This window comes from Methylobacterium sp. Ger2507, assembly GCF_055231875.1.
The window spans coordinates 1-21,151 of record NZ_JBUYVC010000004.1 but is presented as its reverse complement, the minus strand read 5'-3'; the positions used below and the strand labels follow the sequence as shown (position 1 = coordinate 21,151).

23 protein-coding genes are annotated in these 21,151 nt (G+C 62.2%); 7 read left to right on the top strand and 16 right to left on the bottom strand.

Going from position 1 to position 21,151, the window contains the following annotated elements; genetic code table 11:
• A partial coding sequence (locus ACV7NL_RS24740) for a helix-turn-helix domain-containing protein (RefSeq protein ID WP_463357401.1) occupies positions 1 to 429 on the top strand: 429 nt, incomplete at its 5' end.
• A 17-nt stretch (positions 430 to 446) separates the two neighbouring features.
• Here the strand turns inward: ACV7NL_RS24740 and ACV7NL_RS24735 are convergent.
• The 4 genes from ACV7NL_RS24735 to ACV7NL_RS24720 form a co-directional block, all read right to left on the bottom strand.
• On the bottom strand, positions 447 to 1,064 hold the full coding sequence (locus tag ACV7NL_RS24735; protein WP_463357402.1) for an HGGxSTG domain-containing protein: 618 nt from the start codon (positions 1,062 to 1,064) through the stop codon (positions 447 to 449).
• A gap of 366 nt (positions 1,065 to 1,430) precedes the next feature.
• A complete protein-coding gene (locus ACV7NL_RS24730; protein ID WP_463357400.1) occupies positions 1,431 to 3,878 on the bottom strand; it encodes a DUF5906 domain-containing protein in 2,448 nt (815 codons plus the stop codon).
• Between the two features lie 158 nt (positions 3,879 to 4,036).
• Positions 4,037 to 4,387, bottom strand: coding sequence for a hypothetical protein (locus tag ACV7NL_RS24725; RefSeq protein WP_463357399.1), 351 nt, complete (start codon positions 4,385 to 4,387; stop codon positions 4,037 to 4,039).
• Positions 4,388 to 4,395: 8 nt separating this feature from the next.
• On the bottom strand, positions 4,396 to 4,626 hold the full coding sequence (locus ACV7NL_RS24720) for a hypothetical protein (RefSeq protein WP_463357398.1): 231 nt from the start codon (positions 4,624 to 4,626) through the stop codon (positions 4,396 to 4,398).
• A gap of 419 nt (positions 4,627 to 5,045) precedes the next feature.
• Here ACV7NL_RS24720 and ACV7NL_RS24715 point away from each other — a divergent pair, with 419 nt between their 5' ends.
• The gene (locus tag ACV7NL_RS24715) at positions 5,046 to 6,632 is read left to right on the top strand and encodes an ISL3 family transposase (RefSeq protein WP_463357397.1); all 1,587 of its coding nucleotides are present in this window, start codon (positions 5,046 to 5,048) and stop codon (positions 6,630 to 6,632) included.
• Between the two features lie 132 nt (positions 6,633 to 6,764).
• Here ACV7NL_RS24715 and ACV7NL_RS24710 read toward each other — a convergent pair whose 3' ends face one another.
• The 7 genes from ACV7NL_RS24710 to parA form a co-directional block, all read right to left on the bottom strand.
• On the bottom strand, positions 6,765 to 7,286 hold the full coding sequence (locus ACV7NL_RS24710) for a hypothetical protein (protein ID WP_463357396.1): 522 nt from the start codon (positions 7,284 to 7,286) through the stop codon (positions 6,765 to 6,767).
• Between the two features lie 47 nt (positions 7,287 to 7,333).
• Positions 7,334 to 8,212: a hypothetical protein gene (locus tag ACV7NL_RS24705; RefSeq protein WP_463357395.1), complete on the bottom strand. Its 879-nt coding sequence runs from the start codon at positions 8,210 to 8,212 to the stop codon at positions 7,334 to 7,336.
• Positions 8,196 to 8,921 carry a transcriptional regulator gene (locus ACV7NL_RS24700; RefSeq protein ID WP_463357394.1) on the bottom strand — a complete coding sequence of 242 codons (726 nt, stop codon included), beginning with the start codon at positions 8,919 to 8,921 and terminating at the stop codon, positions 8,196 to 8,198. Before ACV7NL_RS24700 ends, ACV7NL_RS24705 begins: the two co-directional genes overlap by 17 nt.
• A 348-nt stretch (positions 8,922 to 9,269) precedes the next feature.
• The gene (locus ACV7NL_RS24695; protein WP_463357393.1) at positions 9,270 to 10,070 is read right to left on the bottom strand and encodes a hypothetical protein; all 801 of its coding nucleotides are present in this window, start codon (positions 10,068 to 10,070) and stop codon (positions 9,270 to 9,272) included.
• 53 nt (positions 10,071 to 10,123) lie between these two features.
• Positions 10,124 to 10,462, bottom strand: a complete 339-nt coding sequence (locus ACV7NL_RS24690; RefSeq protein ID WP_463357392.1) for a Rap1a/Tai family immunity protein — start codon at positions 10,460 to 10,462, stop codon at positions 10,124 to 10,126.
• Positions 10,463 to 10,478: 16 nt separating this feature from the next.
• On the bottom strand, positions 10,479 to 10,778 hold the full coding sequence (locus ACV7NL_RS24685) for a ribbon-helix-helix domain-containing protein (RefSeq protein ID WP_463357391.1): 300 nt from the start codon (positions 10,776 to 10,778) through the stop codon (positions 10,479 to 10,481).
• 44 nt (positions 10,779 to 10,822) lie between these two features.
• Positions 10,823 to 11,524: a ParA family partition ATPase gene (parA, locus tag ACV7NL_RS24680; protein WP_463357390.1), complete on the bottom strand. Its 702-nt coding sequence runs from the start codon at positions 11,522 to 11,524 to the stop codon at positions 10,823 to 10,825.
• A gap of 249 nt (positions 11,525 to 11,773) precedes the next feature.
• Between parA and ACV7NL_RS24675 the strand changes: the two genes are divergently transcribed.
• Together ACV7NL_RS24675 and ACV7NL_RS24670 are read left to right on the top strand one after the other, a co-directional pair.
• On the top strand, positions 11,774 to 11,998 hold the full coding sequence (locus ACV7NL_RS24675; RefSeq protein WP_463357389.1) for a hypothetical protein: 225 nt from the start codon (positions 11,774 to 11,776) through the stop codon (positions 11,996 to 11,998).
• A gap of 309 nt (positions 11,999 to 12,307) precedes the next feature.
• A complete protein-coding gene (locus tag ACV7NL_RS24670) occupies positions 12,308 to 12,511 on the top strand; it encodes a hypothetical protein (protein ID WP_463357388.1) in 204 nt (67 codons plus the stop codon).
• A gap of 17 nt (positions 12,512 to 12,528) precedes the next feature.
• On the opposite strand, the gene ACV7NL_RS24665 is transcribed toward ACV7NL_RS24670, so the two are convergent.
• Positions 12,529 to 14,142, bottom strand: coding sequence for a PIN domain-containing protein (locus tag ACV7NL_RS24665; RefSeq protein ID WP_463357387.1), 1,614 nt, complete (start codon positions 14,140 to 14,142; stop codon positions 12,529 to 12,531).
• A 266-nt stretch (positions 14,143 to 14,408) separates the two neighbouring features.
• Between ACV7NL_RS24665 and ACV7NL_RS24660 the strand changes: the two genes are divergently transcribed.
• Together ACV7NL_RS24660 and ACV7NL_RS24655 are read left to right on the top strand one after the other, a co-directional pair.
• Entirely contained in the window at positions 14,409 to 14,666 is a 258-nt protein-coding gene (locus tag ACV7NL_RS24660; protein WP_463357386.1) for a type II toxin-antitoxin system prevent-host-death family antitoxin, read from the top strand.
• A 22-nt stretch (positions 14,667 to 14,688) separates the two neighbouring features.
• The gene (locus ACV7NL_RS24655) at positions 14,689 to 15,129 is read left to right on the top strand and encodes a hypothetical protein (protein ID WP_463357385.1); all 441 of its coding nucleotides are present in this window, start codon (positions 14,689 to 14,691) and stop codon (positions 15,127 to 15,129) included.
• 75 nt (positions 15,130 to 15,204) lie between these two features.
• Here ACV7NL_RS24655 and ACV7NL_RS24650 read toward each other — a convergent pair whose 3' ends face one another.
• The 4 genes from ACV7NL_RS24650 to ACV7NL_RS24635 form a co-directional block, all read right to left on the bottom strand.
• Positions 15,205 to 15,444, bottom strand: a complete 240-nt coding sequence (locus tag ACV7NL_RS24650) for a hypothetical protein (RefSeq protein ID WP_463357384.1) — start codon at positions 15,442 to 15,444, stop codon at positions 15,205 to 15,207.
• 437 nt (positions 15,445 to 15,881) lie between these two features.
• A complete protein-coding gene (locus ACV7NL_RS24645; RefSeq protein ID WP_463357383.1) occupies positions 15,882 to 19,091 on the bottom strand; it encodes a hypothetical protein in 3,210 nt (1,069 codons plus the stop codon).
• A 369-nt stretch (positions 19,092 to 19,460) separates the two neighbouring features.
• Positions 19,461 to 20,012: a recombinase family protein gene (locus tag ACV7NL_RS24640; protein WP_463357382.1), complete on the bottom strand. Its 552-nt coding sequence runs from the start codon at positions 20,010 to 20,012 to the stop codon at positions 19,461 to 19,463.
• Positions 20,013 to 20,307: 295 nt separating this feature from the next.
• Positions 20,308 to 20,682, bottom strand: coding sequence for a hypothetical protein (locus ACV7NL_RS24635; RefSeq protein ID WP_463357381.1), 375 nt, complete (start codon positions 20,680 to 20,682; stop codon positions 20,308 to 20,310).
• A 260-nt stretch (positions 20,683 to 20,942) separates the two neighbouring features.
• Here ACV7NL_RS24635 and ACV7NL_RS24630 point away from each other — a divergent pair.
• Positions 20,943 to 21,151, top strand: a 209-nt coding sequence (locus ACV7NL_RS24630) for a hypothetical protein (protein ID WP_463357380.1), incomplete at its 3' end; no start/stop codon positions are given.

The following is a 21,151-nucleotide window of genomic DNA, read 5'->3' as shown; positions in this document are numbered from 1 at the left end:
CAAAAATCCGAGCGCGGCAATCATCTTCTAACGCAAGAAGAAGCGGCGGATCGCTTGCGATGCTCGGTGTGGACGGTGAAGCGCCTCAGGCTGACCGGCAAACTAAAATTTATACCGGGCAGACCAAATCTCATTCGTGCCGTCGATCTGGATGAATTCGAGCATAGTGCCGCGAAGCTGAAACTGCGGGATGAAGAACCGGTCGCTAAGCCAGCTCCATCTCCAGAGGAGCAGGCCCGCGCGGACGCGGCGGCTCGTGCTCGGCGAGCTTTGCTTCTTAAAAGGATTGCCGGCCCCATCAAACGCGCACCGCTGACAGATGAGGAAAAGGCGCGCCGGGAGGCCTTCCGCCAGGACCAGAGGAGGAAAAGACAGCGGGCCGTGCTTCGCCGCACCTCCAAGGCTCGAACGAAGCCCGAAACGCCCTGAGGCCGTCCGCCTGGAGCTTATCCGAAGACGTCGCCCATCAACGCAAGCGCCGCCTCAGTGGCGCGCGTTTGCTCCGCAGCTGCCTGCTCTCGTTTCATTTGCGCCAGGAACATCTCCACCTCGGCGATGTCGGCGTCTCGCGACCGCGGAGCGTCCGGACGCGCCAGAAGCTCGCGCGTGGCCCGGTTCTGAGCGGCCGTGCGCCGGGCTGCGGATCGCGCTGCAGGCGACCCCGGTTCGTGGGTACGCTTCCATGCCTCGTACCGGGCGCGATCCTCAGGCGACATCGCAGCTAAGCGCGTGGCCAGCTTCCGCGCCCGCTTCACCACGTCGGCGGCCTTCCTGTCGGACTTGGCTGCGCGGACTGGCGTGTCGGAAGGCGGATATTGAACGACGTGCCATGCCTTGCCCGAGGGTGTTTTTCCTCCGTGCCACGCACAACGGCCGTTCGTGAGTGGCAGGTTCTGGCAAGGCTCGCCGTCCGTCTTCCTCTTTGCGCCGCACTTCACGGCGTTGCGGCGGGCGGCGTTAATGCGCTGGCAGGTCCGGCGGCCGATCTCTCGGAACCGGGCCGAAGACCACCACGCACGCTGCTTAGGCGTTGGCCTCCCCGTGTTCGAGCCACGCCTTTTCATGAAACGCCCCATAGGGGTATCCGCCGCTTCAGAGGCTTTTTACCGGGTACGGCTTTTTGGCCCACGTGGTCCAGGTTGCCATTCGAAATTCCATCTCGCCTAGACCCGCTTAATTCACTGTTATTGCTACTCTTTTTCAACTTAGGTCTAGGAGGTCTAGGAGGTCTAGGTAACTTCTTCACGTGTGGATCTAGGGTGCTACCGTCCTCCCCAGCCCCCACCCCGGGCTGACCCCACGCAATCCGCGCATATAGCGAATTGGTCCCGATGCCTGGACCACCTAGACCACCTAGGAAGTCTCTGGTTTTGTTGTTGTTTTTCAGCCTAGGCAACCGATCTAGGCCTAGGCGAACTTGGACCACTCCATCAGAAAGCATCGGGCGTCTCGTATCGGTCGGACCAAATACGCCGGCAGGTCGCCAAATCCGGAAGGCGATAGCCGTAAGGCCGCTGTCCTCCCTCCAGCCTGAGGCGGATTTCGGCGTCCCACTTGTCCGGCAGAAGCTCCCGGAGGCGCCGTCCCACGTGCACCTTGTTCCAAGGGGCGTTCTCGTGACGGCGCTTATCCAGCCATGCCCGGTACGCGTCGTAGAGGCGATCTCTCGCGATAGGCTCCGCCGTCCCATCCTCTCGCCAGTACGTGGCGTCCTGAAGTTGCTCGAACCACCAGAGATCGAAGTTGCGAAGGCTGGCGAGCTTCTGGTCTCTTAGCCCTTCGGTGTTCGGGACCGCGCGCACATCGAAGTTCGAAAGATCGACAGCCCGAAGGTACGCCAGGAAGGCCGCGGCTCCGCCGTTGTCATGCTCCCGCCAGATCGCATCAAAATATGGGTCGTTCCTGCGCTTGGCCGAGCTGACCCGGCAGACGAAAAAACGCCGCTCGTCGTCAGAGGCAGGAACGACCCAATCCTCGTTCGATGTCATGAACAAACGCAGCTTTGACTTCACCGTGAACGGCGTCAGGCCCTTATATTCGATCGTGAGCGTCGGTGACGTGATGAGGGCCTTGAGCGCGCTTTCGGCCTGTTTGGACCCGGCCCAAATTGCTTCTTCCACGTGCAGGAAGAGCTTATCGGACAAATGTCCGTTGAACCGGCCGGTGATCTGTTCTTGCTGAGAGACGCCAAGGCGCAAGCCCGGCATCATCCCGCCGAGGTAGTAGCCGAGCGTGTCCTTGCCGGTGCCCTTCTCGCCTTGCAGCACCACACAGACTCCGGGCTTCTTCTCCGGCCGCTGAATCATGTGCGCGAGCCAACCGATGAGATAACGGCTGGCCGCCTTGTTCCCGTCGCAGATGATGTCCCGGATATGCGCCAGGATGAGCTCACACGAGCCGCCCGGGGCCGCGGCGCCGCCGAAGGGCCGGAACCCCGGCCAGAGATTGAACACCCCGGGCTGGACGCCCTCGGGCGCGAACTCCACGCCTTTGACGAAGGAACGCCGGTACGGGTCCTTCATCCATAGCGCCCCCACAGACTGGACGCGCTTATCAACCATCACCGTGTCGTTCTGGTACCGGTCCAGGAACGAGCTTCGATTGGAAAACGTGACGCCGCCATGCTCGCCCTGGTTCAGCACCGCGGATTGACCGTTGTTCATGACAAAAGCGTGCTCGCGGTTCAGGCGCTGGACATAGTCGGGTGCATCGGCGTCACTCGCCCCTTCCGCTGGCCCTCCCATCTCAGCGAGGGAGGGTGCATCGGGCGAAGGCTCGCCCGCATAGGGCTCGAACACCGCCGCCACGTCGATCGGCTCGCTCATCGGGATCGCGATGTGCGGGCTGTGCGCCTGCGCCAAGCGGAATAGCGTGCCGGCGGACAGATCATTGGGCGGTGACCGGTGATAATGCGCCCAACGGTGATCCACATCGTCCGGATCGTACTTCGCCTCGTTCTTATCGCTCCACGTATGGAAAGCCTCTAGCCCATCCGGTGAGGCGTGTGAGGCATCGTAGAACGTCATGCCGCGCTCGTTCCAATCCTTCCACGGCAAGTCCGGCGGGTTGTGGATCGCTGATGCTAGGGCGTTGAGTTGCGTCGGCCCTAGAGGCCTCTCTGTCTTGAAACCGCCTTCCCTTGCCGGGAGGAGCCCAGTCGTTTTAGTGAGATCAACCCCTAGGATCTCGGCCATCGTAGCGATGTAGTCGTCAGCATCCGCCAGGCTGATTTCGTTCTCGCTCTCGCTTTGGATTGTGCAAAGCCTCGGTTTGCCCTTGGTGTGCCAAGACCCTGGCCAGCGCATCGGGTGCGAGATCGGAGCCGCAGTGCCGTCGCCGCCGCACAAGAGGGTCAAACCCTCGCGCACTTTCCGGAGTCGAGACAAATCCTGGGGTATCGAGGCGACTTCCGTGAGCCTCCAATACGCGTGCAGCTTGTCTTCAGGGCCGCTAGGGCCGTTCCACGCCCCACCAGATTGGATGACAAGTGTGGGCTCTCCGAGGGTCGACGTTGCCCGGCGCAACATTTCCCTTGGCTGCTCATCAAGTTCTAGGGCAATGACCCGGCACGCAATGACATTGGCTTCTGTAGCGACGGGCTTGCCGTTGCGCCGCTGGTCGCCGAACACGCATACCGGCGGGCAAAACACAGCAACCTCGTCGCCGGTCAGGGCAGCTATCTCAGACGCGAAATCGACAGCTGTGGGGATCAACCCCGGGCCGAAGGGATGCCACCGGATATGGGCCTTTTCCTCGCCAACGTGGCCGAACGCACGAAGGGCCACGTGCCCCCGCCTTGGCTCGATTCCCTTGAAAACGACCGATATGAAACGCCGCATCGTGGCTACATCAGCCTCGGGCCACGCCACGAGGTTCATCGGCTCCACGCTACTCAGTGGAGGCGGACTATCTGACCCGTTGCTTGATGCAAGATCGCGGCCTACATTGTCGAGAGACATCGAAAAACCTTCCTGGCCGGCCACCTTCTCCACAAAGGTGCCGGCCTTTTTCGTGAGCGAATGGGGATGAGCTGCCGCTAACGACGTGGCCACTTGGTCTGCGCAGCAATCGCGCGCAGCTTGCCGGCCGTGACTGGGTCCAGGATCTGCATAAGGTTGATCGTCGCCATGACGCTGGCACGGTTGTTCTTCCGGAGACGACGCGGCATCCAGATGAAGCAGATGAACTCGTGCTCAGAGCCGCTCTCGCGAGCATACAGGACGGCGTTTCCAGGCCTGCCTTCGCCCCATCCGGCATAGTCCGACTTCAGGAGAGGTCGGATCTGGATGCGGCAGGCTGGGTCCGGGTCGAGGAACTCGGCGTTGCCGGCTTGGTAGTTGGGCTCCGGGCTGAAGACAGCTCTCTGGAATCCGTGATCTCTCAACATGAAGGGCATCAGACCGCACCGATCCACTCGCGCGTGTCGCGGACGCGGTAGCGGGGGCGCCCCTCGATGACGGTGACGCGAGGCCCCCGGCCTTGCTTGGCCCATAGCTTCAGGGTGTGGACGGCAAAGCCGCTGACGGCTGAGACCTGGTTGCGGTCCAGGATCACGTCATCGGGCAGAGCGCCGAGATCGGGAATGCGGCAGCGGCCGGCGGACGCCGGGGCAAGGGTCGAAGACATGCGTGTCCTCCCATGCGAGGGGCCGCCATAGCGGCGCACATCGCGAAAGCGATCAGGGGTGGGGTCGGACTGCTGTCAAATACGCCGGTTCAACTGTTTCTCAGGAAAGCGCAGGCCGTGGCCATGATATTGGAGCGTGCAAGCGCGGTCGTCAAGGGTCTCGCCAAGTCAAAGCGGGACTAAAATCCCGGCTCTCGTAATCTCATGGGTGACATACACTAGACATACAGGGTCGATTGAGCTGCGAGAAATCGTTTAAAAGACAAAATGTCTCTGACATACACGATGGCTACATGTGCTTGGCGCCAAAGTGCATTTAGACCTGATGCATAGACGCGCTGTTCACTTCAAATCTCAACTGAACCGCAATCTGCCGTGGCCATGCTGCGCGCCAATGATCGACATGGGCGGGGGTTGAGGTGGCGCAGGACGTTCTGGATCTCGACTGGCCGGAGCCAACCCTTCCCGGGTATCCGATGGAACACGGGCTGATCCTTCGCCCGCATCCGACGGACGAAAACAGGCTGGTATTCGGCCGTGACCTGCCGGACGGCTTCCTGCCAGACGACCTTCCCCCGGTCCGGGACGATCTGGATTGGCTTGGTTTCGAAAATATCCGGGGTGCTGACGTCACCCGCATCTATGAGACGCCGAAGCCGCTCCTGTCGGTGGGAGATGAGGACGACGACCTGCCCGAGGCTGTCCGGATCAAACGCGAGATGTTGGGCTGGATACCGGAGGCCCCGCTGAAGGAGATCCGCGTCCAAGGCGAAATTCACTACGAGCCCGAACTGACATGCTGCGCCGCCCCGCAGCCGAAACCCTACGGAAGCCGGTCGATATCGGTGCGCGACCGCCGCATCCACAACGTCCCGACCTGGCTCGACTTGGACCGGCCCCGATACAAGTGCGCCGGCTGCGGCAAGGTCCGGTCCCACCCCCTGCCCGAGATCCACGACAGGTACCGGGTCACGCGCCGGCTGCATCGAGACATAGCGTTCGCCTCGGTCAAACGTCCCTTCGCAGAGGCGGCCCGGCTACAGTCCGTCGACGTGTCCCTGGTGGCGAGGATCTTCCATAACTACCAGGCCACGATGCTGGCGGACTACCACGTCGATCTGCCCGCCTACATCGGTGTGGACGAGACCAGGATACGCGGTCAGCTCTGCTTCGTAGCAACGGACCTGAGTAACGGCCGCATCCTCGATATCGTGCCGGGGAACAGCGCCAAGGTCGTGGAAAACTTCTTCGCCGAGCAAAGCTACCACATCAATGTCAGGGTGTTCTGCCAGGATATGCATCGGCCCTACAAGCTGGTCGCCGCGAAGCTGTTCACCCGCGCGTTGATCGTGGTCGACCGCTTCCACGTCATCCAACAGGCATCATTCGCCATGGACGCGGCGCGGAAGGCCTTCGCGGACACGCTGCCAACCCGTTCGAAAAGAGCCTTGGCGCAGCAAGCGAAGCTGTTCAACACCGGCTCCAAGAACCTGAGCAAGGAACAGCGCCTCCTCCTGAAAGACCTGAAGGCTTCCAGCCCGCAGCTGGCGCGTGCCCATGACCTGCGGAAGGAGTTCGGCCAGATCTACGAGCACGACACGCGCGAAGGGGCCGAGCGTGCCTTCGCCAAGTGGGCGGCTAGGCTCGACAATCCGGCAACGCACAGGGTGGATCGGCACTTCCACAACCTCCGGGACATGACCGGCCAGCGCTGGAACAGAGAGATCTTCAACTATTTCAGCACCGACCTCCGCGTCACCAACGGGTTCGTGGAAGGGATCAATCGCCGGCTGAAGGAGATCAGCCGCTACGGCAGCACCATGCCTTTCGAGACCCTACGGGCGAAGGCGCTGTTGAGGTTCGGGCACTTCCATCGGCTCGGCGAGACGGCCTCGTTCAGCGTCGGTGGTTCCGAGGACAACATCGAGGCAGCCCACCAGTTTCGCCTGTGGAAGGGCTTCAGCGCCGATGAACTGGCCGAATGCCTGAAGGCAGGGGACTTCTAACACTGGGCGCTACGTCATCCCGGGTTGCTGGAGCCCTCCGGAGCCGCGTCCGCTACAGCGGAACGGGCGGATCGGCCGTGCGGGTTCAACCAGCTTTGACGTAGCGCCCAGTGAGAAAATCCTAACCTGTCCTTAGTCGCGGTCCAAGCGCTCCTCGATAATGAGCGGCGAGAGGGTCAGCATCTCGCGGTACGGCCCCCTGCCATCGGCTTGCACGTTCACAGCCGCATCGCCCTGTTGGAAGCGAGGATTGCCGTTCGTATCGAGCCCACGCCAATAGAGCTCGGCCCAGTCGTGGCGAAGCGGTCCGGCGGGTGCAACCCAACGGTGGTCAGCGACAAAGCTCGGCGCGTCTGGTGCCGCGAGACGTACGCGGTAGGTGCAATGCTGCTCGTAGCCTGTCCTCTGGTTGCCGTCGCCTGCCCTGAGGGCGTTGGCTTCTTCAACGGTCAGGAAGACGAAGGCCGCCTCCATGCGGGAAGGGAGTTCGGGATGGTGCGCTAGACGGTAGGCTTCCAGAGCCATCTCGCGGAGCGCAAAGCCGTGCCCCCAACTCAAGCGTCGGATGACCCGACCCCAGTTGCCCGGCAGGATGGTTGACCCCGGCCCGAGTGGTTGGCCCGCCAAGTGGAAGAACGACTGCTGCATACTCATTCCGCCATCCTGCCGATCGTTCTTCATACCGACCAGCCGAATGCGCTTCAGGCCAGGATCTTAGGCACACGCATCAGGTCGAGGCCACGGTTCTTATCGTAGGCCCGAAACTCGCCGTGCTCGAACCTGATGCCCAGGCGTACGGGCAGACCGATCTGCCCCGCCACACGCTGCATCAGGCGCTGAGGCAGCGTGTTGGTCTCGATCTGCTGGACCACCTCGCGAACCATGTGGGCGATCTGATCTCCCAGAATGAGGAAGCGAACCCCGCCGCCGTTTCCACCCATGCCCATCCCAGGTGAGAAGAATGATCGGCCGTCGATCTCAACGGTGGTCGCTACGTGCTTCTTCCGCAGGACCGCGCGCTCTTCATCAGTGAACGGCGTCCGCGAGGGTAAGATACCAATGGCTTCGGTGTTCATCGATTGCGGGTCGGTTCGCAGTAGGACCCGGAGGAGTTCGGCCTGGGTCCACGCGCCATGCGGCTGCACGTCGATAAGGACTGCACGGTCCGCCCCGATATAGGCGTAGAGGAGCGGCTCTTTCGCATTCCTCTTGCCCCGTTTGACGATCCCCGTCAGCGGAGAGATGGCCCCAAGGTGGAAGTGGCTGATCTGCCAATCGTTGAACATGAGATCGGCTCGGAGCTCGGATTTCTGACGCCGGATCGTGTTGCTGAGCCAAGGCGATACGTCGGCCCCTACCCGCAGCCGCGCCGAGATCTCCGGGATGGCTGGGTAGACCGTCCGCAACGCCTGGACCTCGGCCGACTGCACCACGATCCGAGGCCGTTGGACGATGCAGCGGGCGCGGTAGTGCAGCCACGCGATTAGCGTGTCGTGCTTGAGACCGCCCGCGGGGAGAGCGCCGAAATCAGCCTCGACCATTGCAGCGAGGTCGGCTGTCGTTTCATCGATGAACTGCACGAGCGCCACCCATAGCACTGCCCGATAAGGCGTCCCGCTTCGAAGCCAACGACCCGCTCCCATGGGAGTGACCCTGCCTTTCGGCAGATCCTTGAGACGGCTTTGCAGCCCTCTCTGAAGGGCTTCTAGGAACAAGGATATTCGCGCTAGTTCCAAGCTGACCCCCTCCCCCCTGCCGGGCTAAGCGCATCCATGCCAGCCATTCGCGGCTGACCACCGTCACCACGTTCGTGTCGTTCCGGAAGGCCGAGACCCGACGCACCGTCACGTCGACCAGGCCGAGGGCCTTGGCCGCGCGGATCGCGCGCTTCACCGTCGACACCGACACGCCCGCGACGGCCGCGAGATGGCCTTGGGCCAGGGTGCAGCGTCCGTGCTTCACCGCCTCGGTAGCGACCACGGCCAGGACCGCCGTCTCGGCCGTGCTGAACCGTGCGGCCAGGTTCGGCGGGAGCCGGCCCGAGGCGGCCCACCGGCGGCGACGCTCAAGGCTGGCGTCGGTGCGTGGCCGTGACCCTCTGCGGGCCGCTGGCGGTCGTCCTGGCGCCATTGGCAAGGCCTTGCGCGCCTCGATGAGGGCCGACAGCTCCTCGGCCTCGGTCTCCGTCACCTGTCCGGCCGCAAACGCCTTCCACAGGGCCACCGACACGGCCGGCAGCTCCACGCGCGCGGCCACACCGGCCGCTCGCCTAATCTCGTCAACGAACATCGTCCTCGGTCCCATACGGGCCGCGGCAGGGGTCCAGGCACGACTTCTCGACGTGAGAATTGGCGTTCTCACTTGACACCCAAGGGGGCCGTATGGCTTGTGAGGGATTGTCTAGAGGCCTCACAGGCCCATCGATTTCGCGGCCCTCCAGTTTGGCGACTGGGGGGCCGTAGTCGTTTCAGGGTCTATCTCGCGGCGTTGATCTCTCCTGACGCCGGCTTACGACTCGCGCGAGGCGGGCCTAGCCGGACATGGCATGTCGACCGGAGAACGTGGTTAAGTCAACGTTCTAAGGGTGGCCGCGCGCTTCGGGCAGAACCAGCTCGCTCCTGCCCTGCCGAGGGTCAGTTATTTGGCTCCAAGATATGTGAGCAAGCCAGAAACATTTGCACCGTGTGCTACAAGCGACGCGGCTCCATACATTTTCAAAATAAATTCCCCAGTCGAATATACATTCCGTGATAAATTTGCCTTTTCGTAGAAAGCCTCTAGGAATGTCTTTACTTTTGCAAGCATGACTGCTGCGTCTGGATTTGCCGCAGGGTCAATAGTACCTTTTTCTAGAGCTAGATATGCACCTATAACATCTCTTAATGATTCAGTTGTGTACCCCCAACCAACCCAGTTGATTCTTTCCAGCCTAAATTTGAATTGCTTAATGCCATCTATCAGAGATTGTCGTATAAAATCATGCTCATTCAATTGATGCTCTTCAAGCCAGCCTTCTAGCTGATTTACTAAGGCGATTAATTCTTGAATTTCAGTTGGCTCTAACTTAGGATATGATATCTTTTTTCGAACTTCCGACGAAATCATTTTGATTGGCTGTATGTTTTCTCTACTCAGAAGTCTAACGCCATTATGAGACCAACCATTTCCGAGAGAAGTGTGATCAAACCCCCTTTTCAAACTTGCAATATGGTCTTTAGCCTCAACTTTTAGGTCGTTATCGATTTCTAAAATATCTATTATACCGGAAACGAAATCAGCTCTTTCGATTATACAAAATATTATTTGATAAAATTCTCTAGACCAAGGCTCGACCTTGAAGTTTTTTGCAAGATGTTGATCTCCTCGCTCATTAGTGGATGAAGATAAACGTTCGCATACATCGGCCAGTTCGCGTGCGGGATCAGTGATAGTTGCCACGTGGGATCCTCAGGAGGCGCGTTGGATAGGTATTTTGCTACCAGCGAAGCTACTCATCTAGCACAAGGCCACGCCTGAGTGAGCGCTGCGACGACAATCGAGTCGGCTGTCAGGTGTCTGTGTTCGGGGTGATCGCTGAGCCATTTGCAGACCACGTCTCGCATCTGACGGACTTTGACCCCTTGGGGTCGGCAGATGGCCGCTTGGCTCGGGCCGCTGGCATTCGTCCGGTCGAAGACGCCCACCATGTACCCGACGGCATACCCTTCATCGAAGGTCGCACCGCCCGCCTGGGCCGGGCATTTATTGAATAGGGCATTCCCGCTCTCGAAAGCGGCCGTTGCTGGCTGGCACGCGAGGGCCAGACAGACGGTCAGAGCGCTGCGCTTCATCGCCCCTACCCTCCCCTTAGGCTCGGGCAATCGGCGGTTCGCTGTGCTTCTCGAACAGCATGTTCAGCGCATCGGCCATGAGTGCGGCCTGTGACCGGTTCTGCTTGATCGCCAGGATGGCCAGCTGCTGGCGCACTGCCGGGTCGAAGTAGCCGGAGATCACGACCTTGCCCTTACGGCTTGGGGCCTGCCCGGGAGGCATCGCCGAGACCGCCTCGGGTGCTTCTGAAGGCGCGGGAACAGCAGCCGGCACAGCTGGAGCCTTCCCGCCTGTCTCGCGGATCTTCCCAAGGCCTGCAGCAAAACGGTTGCTCATGTGGACACGCTCCCCTGTGGGATTCCAGACATGTGGAAATGCGCTCATGCCTTGGTGTGCACGGGCTCGCTTGTGGACGTGGTCGCTCGTGCACCTGTGGCCGTGCGCACATGCTCACCTGCGGGAATGCGCAGCTGCTCACACGTCCACGTGTAGAGCCGGGAGACCTCGCCGGCGGCCTTGCCCTGCGGCTCCACCTCCTGCGCTACCTGGCCGGCGATGAGGCATCGGCTGTAGGCCACCCGGTCGCCGAGACGAACGGGGCAGACGGCCAGGCCCAAGCTGCTCTCGATCATCTCGGCGGCCTCGTCGGCCACGGTGCCGAAGGCCGGCACGCCATTCAGGATTGCGAAGGCAGGGACCTGGACCAGCTTCAGAAGCTCGACGGTCTTCCGCATGGCCCGCAGGTCCATGATGGACGGCTGGCACGGGACCAGCACCAGGTCGGCGCATCGGGCGGCGTCCAGGGCCGTACTCTCGGCGTGCGGGGCCGTGTCGAGGATCAGCGCATCGGTGCCGATCTCGGCCGCGTGCTCCACGACCTTGGCCAACCGTGCCGGCTGGATGCTCTCGACGTGCGGGAGCTGTTCGGCCCTCGCGTCATGCCATTCGGTGGCCGAGGCCTGCGGGTCCAGGTCGAGCACCAGGGCATCGGCCCCGTGCTGCCAGAAGGCCGCTGCGAGATGCAGGGCGACCGTCGTCTTCCCGACCCCGCCTTTCTGATTGATGAGCGCGATGGTGCGCATGGGTACTCCCCCACGTGGCGACATGCGGCCGTGCGGGAATCCGCACGTGTGCACATGAGTGGCAGGTGGGCACGTGAGAGTTAACGGCTCGTTAACGATGTGGCAGGCACGCTTAGATGAGAGCCTCCGGTCATTCGGGGAAGCCATCAAACCCAAGGACTGATCGATGATCGAGGCAGCCCTATTGATGGCGCTCACTGCGGCCCTTAGCGCCGCCGCAGCTGGAGCAATCAGCGATCCGGAGGAGCAATGAGCCAGAAGCGACAGGGTCGCCCTGATTTCGATCCGCTGACTGAAGCGCAACTCCTGGCGGGGCGCACCGCAGGACGGCGCGTCTTGCTTCAGCCCACGAACGACCAGAACCTCGGCCAGCTACTGAACGCGATCGATCATGTGGCCGAGGCGGCTACGGGGGAGCGGAGCTTCCTGCACCTAAAGCCCGGTGTAGCCTTTGGGCGGTTCGACAAACACTAAGACCTGGGCAAGCTTCGCACCTACCTAGGACCGGCGACTCATGAGTGATCGGTTGAGCTTGAGAGCCTGGGGACCGGCAGTTGCACCTGTTCGAAGCTATCCTGCCCTCCTGGCGGCTTACGCTCGGTTCCTGGAAAGAAGGCTTCCTCTAAACCAGGAGGTGCCACTGGGTCGGGTCTCGGAGGCTCTCGCCGCACTCCTAGCAGCAGGCGAGAGTCCCCCATCTCGCGATCCAGCATCACTGTGAGTGGTATCGACGTGTCGGCTGAGGTAGGCCCCGCGGCCCCGATAGGCGGGGCAGGGGACAGCATGACCGACACGGGCCAGCGCACCGCCGAGTTCCTGGCCGTCGTCATCCAGAACAGCGAGCTACGTCAGCAGCTCGCCGAGGCTCAGGATCAGTGCGTTGAGCTGGCGGTCGACGCCGGCGAGTTGCACGCCGAGATCGAAGCCCTGCGTGGGGAGGTGGAGGAGTTGCGGGCCAATGCGGCCAAATGGCAGCGGGTCGCTTAGACGCCACACCTAATTGACTAGAAAAAACCGCGCTCCTCTTCAAGCGCGCGTCCGATAGGGTCTTGGCGACTGAGAAACGAACTGATCGCTGGCATGGGAGATTTGAGAGTTGAATTCACCTCTACTGGAAAAATCACAGTCAGAGATCGACCCACGTTCGAAGCATTAACCTCCACCTGAATGGCTCCACGAATGATGGCTTCGTGGGATTGCGGGAAGATTATCAGCCCGAAGTCCTCAGGGTCGGTGCCGTGCCGGAAGCGCCGACACTCAAGGTCAAAGGACATGACGGGTGCGTTAGGCGTGTCAGGCTCATAGAACCAAGTCTCGTCGTCCCGAGTAAAGGCTGCAGACCGGTGGTTGTGAAAGTCAAGTAATCTTGTATCGAACGGATCCCTAACCGGAGTGGCAAAAGCTACGGAGTTACCCTCGTGCAACCACTGACCTGTCGGTGGTTTTGGGACCTGCGGAAGGCTCGCAACCTCGGAGCTATAGCCTTCCTTCCGGGGTGGCGCGATTAAGAAGGGGCCGCGCGCCGTAAAGCGAATTCGTACATTCTCCGCGGGCCTGTAGCCCGTGTTGTCCAATGTCACAGTGACGGTCGAAGGCGTGATTCGAGAGTTAAGTGCCGACGGCAGATTGGCGACGTGTGAAACGCATCCTTCAAGCCAAGTCGGATAGGTCTCATCACGATAGCGCCGGATTGCGTGCTCCGAGGGCGGGACGTGAACCACGTTTCCCCGCAAAAAAAGGGAACGTGGGCGTTGCGAAGAAGGCGCGTCGGCAAACGCTTCCTCGACGCTGGCTAAGCTGAACCGTTCAGAGAGCTGGGTGCGGATTGAGGCGGTCTCGTCTTCTGATAATGCAGCAAGGGCTTCGCGCGTCAGGCTCAGCCGCCTATCAACAGCGCCAATCGCCCCGACTGCGAGCACCGGATACGACGCTTGCAATTCGGCGACCTCGGCCTTCAGCCGACCAATCTCTCTTTCTTGATCGTCGGCCTCCGGCTCGCGGATCCAGGAATCTGGTATGAATTCGAACCGCAGTCCCACGGCGTCTGCCTTCGCCATTGGACGCGTGTCGTGACTCAGCACGCGAACGTCCCGCTCGGGGGCGGCCCTTGCCAGAGCAACCGCCACGCCGACGATTTTGTCATCGTCAACGGTCAGGTCTAAGAATTCAGGAAAAGCCGAACTTGCGGTCTGGGCGGTCACCCGCATCACCACCCTGGGATCCTGCTGACGGAATATGTGCTCGCGAGTCCCGCTCCGAAGCATCTCGCGAAACCACGAGACCGCTTGGACCGCACGCTTCTTTACGCGCGGTCGGGTGTCCTTTTTGTGCCTATCGAGCTCACTTTGCACGGGGTCGGAGACGATCAGCTCAACGGTGTCAAAATCGCCAAGGTCGGACCACGGGAAGTCAGGAGCATCAAGGCTGCGGCACTCGTGGAAGAGGTTGGTGTCTACGACGAGAAATACGATGCCTGGCATGGTCTCGTCTGCCGCCTCTATCCCTGGGGGTGGAACCGAAACAATAAATTTGAGCTTCGCGCAAGCGATCAAAGATGCGACCTCTGTCAGGTCGTGTCCGGGTGATGGCGGCTTTGGGTAGACGGAAGTCTTGGCCAATCAGGCCGTGTTCTGCGCCCGCGCCGTGAACGCGTTGTCGTAGGCTCGAACGCCGCCTCAAGCGGGATATCAGGCGATGGCATAGCCCTCAGATAACCCGTTGCCATTCAGACCCGTCGTCTGTGAGCTGAGGCCTGGGATTGGTCCCATTCCCGAGAGACTTGGAACAATGCGTCTCTGGCACCAACGAGACGGCAGAGGAGCCTTGACAAAATGCGCAAAGTATGTATATTATACACATTGTTGTCTGTTTTTGGAAATACACCTTGTCTCAGTCTCAACCCGTGAAGGCGACCGCTGCCGAAATTGCGAGGCAGTATTCGCATTTCGCCGACGTGGCTCTCTTGGGCCCTGTCATCGTCAGCAAAAATGGACGCGAAAGAAATGTCATTCTATCAATTGATGAATACAATCGTCTTATGAAACGTGATCGAGTTGCCTACAGAAATGAAGACACTCCTGAAGTCTTTATGAACGATATCGACAATCTCATCAGCGAATTGAGTGAGGAAATCAAACGATGAAACAACTTAAATTGGAGATCATATGCTACCAGTACCCGAGCGCGGCACCATTATAAGTTACGCTTATAACTGGCATAAAAATTATGAAGATGGCGTAGAAACGCCCGACAGACCTCATCCATCTTTAGTTATTGCATTATCAGTTATTGATGAAAATGAAACTACCAGAATTCTTGTTTTAGCTATTACGCATTCACCGCCTTATCTCTTAAATGATGCTGTTGAAATCCCTGATGCCATTAAAGCGGCTGCTGGCCTCGATGCCGACCAACAGTGGGTAGTGATAAGCGAGTCGAACGTCTTCATTTGGCCCGGTCCCGATCTTCGACAGGTACCTCGTAAAGATCCGCCAACTCACGTCTACGGGACGATGCAGCGCGACTTTCTCTTGAAGATTGCTCAAGCCTTCGTTGCTAGAAACCGTGGCACTGCCACAAGTGCGAAGCAGGTAACTCGCCCTTAGGCCAGCTTCCCACTCAACGCTGGGTTCTCCCCTTCCTGGATCAGAAAGATCGGGAAGGGGAAGAGCTCATGCGGTTCAAGATGTTATCGGCGCACCGCCGAGCCACGCCGTTGCTGCCTCCAGCGTCGGGAATCGATGCTCGACGCAATCGAAGGGACGGGGCCGGGTCGCCGCCGGCAGATCCTCCAGAAGCTCTGCACACCAACCGGTAGAAGCGCCTCCGGCCGTGGTCTCGCGGACCACACCGCCGACGATGACCCCGTCCAGAGCCAGGTCGTAGCTGCCGGGCGCCAAGTGATGCAGTGTATATGTCATCGGGCTGTCAGAGCTCCAGGCGCCTGGATGAGAGGGTGGAGAGCCGCATCGGTGAACGGCGTCTCGTCCTTGTACGTATCGAAGCAGGGTATCCGCAGACCTCGATTGAAGATACAAATAATATCAACGGTTGTTTTCAGCTACGTGCAGATGGGTAGTGATCTGTCGATGGATAGAGCAAAGTGGCGTTGGGCGCTTATCGGCGCTGCAATTGGCTTCCTGGTCTCCTTGGCTGACCTTCTCACCGAATGGAGGGGTAAGCTTTTCTATCCATGGACCAGCAACGAGTACGTTGCCCATAATCTCAGCATGTTCGTCGGGAGCGTACTCGGAGCCGTACTTATCGGTTTTGTCCTAGGGAGCGTTTGGGACCTTCGCGCCAGGAGGGCTTAACGGCCAGCCTCCGTATGGCCCCGTCCATCCAGGATAGGAGCGGCCTATCGCGAACCACGCCGCACTGCCGCCGCCTCCGGGCGCTCCTGTTCATCATGGGCCTCGTCGAACAACCGGATGGCCGTGGTAGCGCGCGCCCCGAAGGCCGTTTGCAGCTCCCGGCGCTTGGCCGAGTATGTCGCCGGATTGTAGTCCTCCAGGAGCCGCGCCGCGAGTTCCGGGTTCTGGACCACCTCGTCGCGCAGTCGCGAGATCGTGCCGGATTGGATCTGCGCCGACTTCCTCCGAAGGTAGGTCGCCAGGAGATCGATGCCCGCGATAGTCGGCGAAAGCTGGCCCCGGTGGACGCTGCGCAGGCGGCTGGAGATCGAAGCAGCCGACAGGGCGGCATCGTAGCCGGCCCGCATGCCCTGCGCCGTCCCAGATGAGCCGGGCCGCCGGGCGCGGGTGGCGCTGTTCGAGCCGGCGAGCGCGTCGAACACATCGGTGATGTCCCGAAGCTGTTCGGGCTTGTCGCGGTACAGCACCTCGGCCACGGCCTTGGTCTGCGGGTCGTTCAGGAAGTCGTTGCCCCGCCGACCGCTGATCTGCTTCGGCTGGTTCACCCCACCGTCGACCGTGGCCCGGTCCTTCAGCGCTTCCCAGAACGCCGCCCGCGCGTGCTCCGGGTTCGTCCCGGCCGTCGCCAGGAGCCGTTCGGCCGCCTCCGCGGGCTTGGCCGCGCCGAGGACAGTACGCATCGAGCGGACCGTCCCGGCCTCGTCGAATTTCAGATAGCTCGCCTCGGGCGAACGCCCGGGCGTCGTCAGCTCGCGCCGCGTCGCATCGGCCGCGCCGCGGGCTTCCGATGCCGTGCGGCTGGCTTGGCCGCCGGCCGTGATCTCGTTGCGCAAGCCGGGAAGCTGGTCGAGCAAGGTAGCATGCCGGTCGAGATAAGAGCCGAGCTGGTCCGGCCGGTCGAGCAAGCCGCGGTCGCGGATATTGGCCAGGAACTGATCCCGTAGGGCGGGGCGCACGCGGGCATCGCCGCCGGCCTCGCTCATGAGCTGGCGCAGATCGGACAGGCGGCCTTCCTCGGATTGTGCGAACCGGGGCGCGACGCCGCTGTCGGGCACGTCATAGACGCCCTGGCGCTCGCCGAGCACCTGCGCCACCGCGTTCTGCGGTCGTTCGAACCGATCGGCGAAGTCCCGCCGGGCCGTACGGGCCGCATCGTACTGGCTCCGCAGGCCGTCCGGGACCGCCTCGTCAAGGTAGTTGTCGAGCGCCGTGACGTGCTGGTCGATGATGCGGGCTTCGGCCGGACGGTTGGCCGTACGGGCGGCCCGAGCGTCATCGGTCAGGGCCGAGCGCAGCCCCGTCACCTCCCGGAGCGGCTGTTGGCTGTTGCCCGGTGCCGGTTCGCGGGTGATCGGCCGGCCGGAGGCGTCGAGGATGCCGGTGTCGACCGGTCCGGTGGCTTCCGCAGGACCGATAAGGCGCTCCGGAATGGCGGCCTCAGCCGGACGGAAGCGCTGGCGCTCGGCCACGCTCAAGGCCTCGTCGATGCCGCTGAAGCGCTCGGCGAGCGGCGCGACGTCGACGTTCGTGGTCGCCCGGTTGATCGGCTCGTACGCCTGTCGGACGCCGGCGCGCGCCTCGTCGGCCGCTCGTGCCAAGGCCGCCCGGATATCGGCGCCACGGGCCTCTCCCGTCATGGTGGCCGTCAGGCGCTGCGCGTGCTCGTCGAGGGTGCGCTGCGCGATCTCGGCCTGGCTCTCGGCCGCCGCGACCCGCCGGTCGACACCGCCTTGCAGGTCGGCGCGGAACTGGCCGGACGACCCCGTCGGTGCGAGCTCGGCCATACGGTCGCCAATGGCTTGCTGGTTCGAGGCCCGCCGGACCGTGTCGAGGCCGGGGTTGGCGGCCGTATGGCCGAACACGTAGGCGGCCAGCCCGGGGTCGCCGGACCGGTCCGCGATGTCCGACCGGTATCCGGGAATGGTCGATTCCGCGGCGGACGTCCGCCGGAGCTGGTCGGCGAGTGGCTGCGCATCGATGGCGCCGCGGTCGATGCCGCCGGCCACCTGCGCCTGCGCATGGCCCGAATTGGCGATGATCTCGTGAGCGACGGCCTCGCGGGCGACGTCGTCGGCGAAGCGGGTCGAGCCGCGCGCGGCCGAGGCGAGCGAACCGACGGCACCGAGGATCGGCTTGGCGATGGCGAGGGCGCTGACCCCGGCGGCCGAACCGGCAAGATCCGACATCGGGTTCACGTCGTCGCCGGTGACAGCGCGCGCGGCCTCGTTGGCGATGCCGGCTCCGGTCCCGGCGGCTCCCGCGCCGAGCGCCTCGCGCGTCAGCATGCCGAACGGGTTTGCAGCTGCGGCCTCGACGGGGCCGTAGGCCAGGGCCGCAAGCGGGTTCTCGCTCGTTGCCAGCGCCCGGGCACCCTGAACGCCGAGGCGGCTACCGGCGACGAGCGCGCCGGCTGCAGGAACAGCCGAGGCGCCGACTTCCTGGCCGACGCGGTTCATGACGCGCTCGACGAGGCCCTGCGGCTGGTACTCGCGGGCGCCGGCCGCGCGCGGGCCGGCCTGGATGATGTCGGAGGGCAGGAGCGGGTTGTCGCTGATCGGCCCGAAGGTCGGGACCACCTCGCGGCCCATGATCTTGTTGACCAGACCGCCGTTGATGTTCAGGAGCCGGGGCGCCTGGTTCACCGCCTGGACCGGTGCGTCGACCAGCATGTTCAGGCCCTGCACCGCGCCTTGCGCGCCGGCTTTCGCCATGCCGCCGATCGTCGACATGAAGCCGCCGGCCTCGGCCGGTGCCGCGGGAGCAGGGGTGCCTCCCGAGGGACCGCCGAACTTCACCCGCATCGCCTTCGACATGACATCGTCGGACGTGCCGGCCGGGAACTCGACAATGCTCCCGTCCGGCGCGTCGACCTCGATGACCTTTGAGGCCGCCGGCTTGGGCGTGTTCAGGATCTGCGTGATCTCGTCGTCCGTCGCATCGCCCGGAACGCTGAGCCGACGGCCTTCGAAGTTGATGACCCGGGCCGGCTTGGGCGCTGCGGCCTGGGGAGCATCAGGGAAGGCGTCGAACGGGTCGATGGCCTTCGCGGGAGCCGCTGCGGGAGCGTCCGGGAAGGCGTCCCACGGATCGGCGGAACGAGCAGGTGCTGGCGCGGATGCCGTCCGGCCCATGATCCGGTCGACGAGGAGCCGATTGAGCGCCGGGTCGGCGGCGGGTCGGGCGTTCAGTTCCATCAACCCGCGTCCTTGTCGAGCTCTCGGGAAATGCTCCGACACCGTCGGAAAAGCAGCCTTTTTATACCCCGAAAGTCATCTTCAAGCAAACTCCAGCTGATGGACTTTCGGCTTACTGTTCATGCGCGTCAAAGGCCCGTTGATAGACATACACGGCCATGTGGTTCGGCTGGTTTGTATGTCACTCATGTTTTCAGAACCCAGAATTTGTGGCGACCTCAGGCGCCGGCTGACGATTGCGGTTTGGAGTGCACCGGGGGCGGGGTCCGGGCCGGGGGCAGGGCGCCCCTCAGGCCGCGCGGTCGAGGATCCGAGACACCTGGACGGCTGTCCACGTGCCGCCGCGCGCCGTCTCGATTCGGCGGGCGATCAGGCCCCGCCGGACAGTGCGCGATGCACCGACCCCTTGCCAATCCCGAGCTTCGCCGCGATGGCGGCCATGCTCAGCCCCTCCGCGGACAAGGCCTTGATCTGATCCGCCTTGGCCCGGGCGGTGGGCTTCCGACCCTTGTAGGCGCCCTCCCCCTTTGCCTTGGCGATGCCCTCCCGCTGGCGCTCCAGCATCATCTCCCGTTCGAACTGAGCGACACCCGCGAGGACGTTCAGCATCAGCTTGCCCGTGGGGGTCGCGGTGTCCACGCCCAGGTTGACGATACGCAGGGCCACGCCCTTGGCCTCCAGGCCGGCGATGATGTTGCCCAGGTGGGTCACCGAACGGGCCAGCCGGTCCAGCTTCGTAACCACGATGGTGTCCCCTTCACGGGCGAACTCCAGAGCCGCTTCCAGGGCCTTGCGAGGGCCTACGGAGGACGCTTGCTCCTGATACAGCTTGGTACAGCCAAGGGCCGTCAGGTCGCGGATTTGGGCCTCCAGGCCAGCTTCCTGTTCCAGGGTGGAGGTGCGAGCGTAGCCGATGAGCATGAGGGGCGTTCCGGTCCGGTTCGTTCCAATAGGTTCTAAGACGTTGGACCACGGATCGTTCCGAAAAGCAATACAATTTCCTTGGAACGGATACGGTAGAGGTCTGGACCGTTCCACATGGGCAAGGCCCATTGGAACGTCGTTGCTATAGGAGCGACATAGAAAGGAATCCTATAGCATCCGATCGACTGCCGAGACTGTGGGCGCAGATCACAACTCCTCGCGCGAGGCCGATCTGAAACGCGAAAGGGGCGCCGGTCAGGGCGCCCCTCGGGTCTCGATACCGGCAGGCCGCCTATGCCGAGTACAGCACGCGCTTGCATCCGTGACGCTGCGCTATCTGCATCAGCTCCAGGATCAGCGCGCGAGGGCCGACGACCTCGATAAGGCGCCATGTGCCGCCCCCGTGGTCGGTGGCGACATCACACACGGGATGCGGGAGGCCGGCGGCTTCCCCGAGGGCGTTGGCCTCATCCGTGAACGCCGTGAGTTGGTCCTGGTGAATGAGCACCTCAATCGAGGCGTTCGAACTCGGCTCCTCCCCGTCTAAGCCAGGGCATCCGGGGACCAGATAGCCCGGGTACAGGCCGCCCGCCGTGAGGGGGTGCGTGAAAAGGTCGAGCGTGTTCGCCTGCGCCGCCAGAGGCGGCACGATGTTCAAGTGCGACATGGTTGGACGTGTCCCGTGAAGCCGTGTTTCAGACGGCTGTTGCAGATCCGGGGTTTGAAACACCGGACACATCGGCCCTTGCACGCCTTTAGGCTTTCGCCTTGGACATTCGCGTGGAGACCCCGGACCCGCGGGACCGCTTATGTGTTCAAGTGTTTTCAAGCACCTTAAGATCGTATATTCGACAATGAATCGAAATGGAACCTGCACTGACTGTCCATTTTGTCAATCGACATACTGTACAGCGATGGACAATTACTATGGTCGAATTCAAAACCGTAAAAGACGAATGCGAAGTGGAATGGGAATGGCTTTCGGGTAGAGCCCCGTCAAAGCCGACATACTTCCCGCTCGGGCGCAGCAAGACAGTAGGCCGGGTACGCATAGATCAGCCAGCAACTCATAAGCAGATTATCAGCATCCTGCTCTTATTATCCCAAGATAAATCTGATCGTACTAATGATAGCAG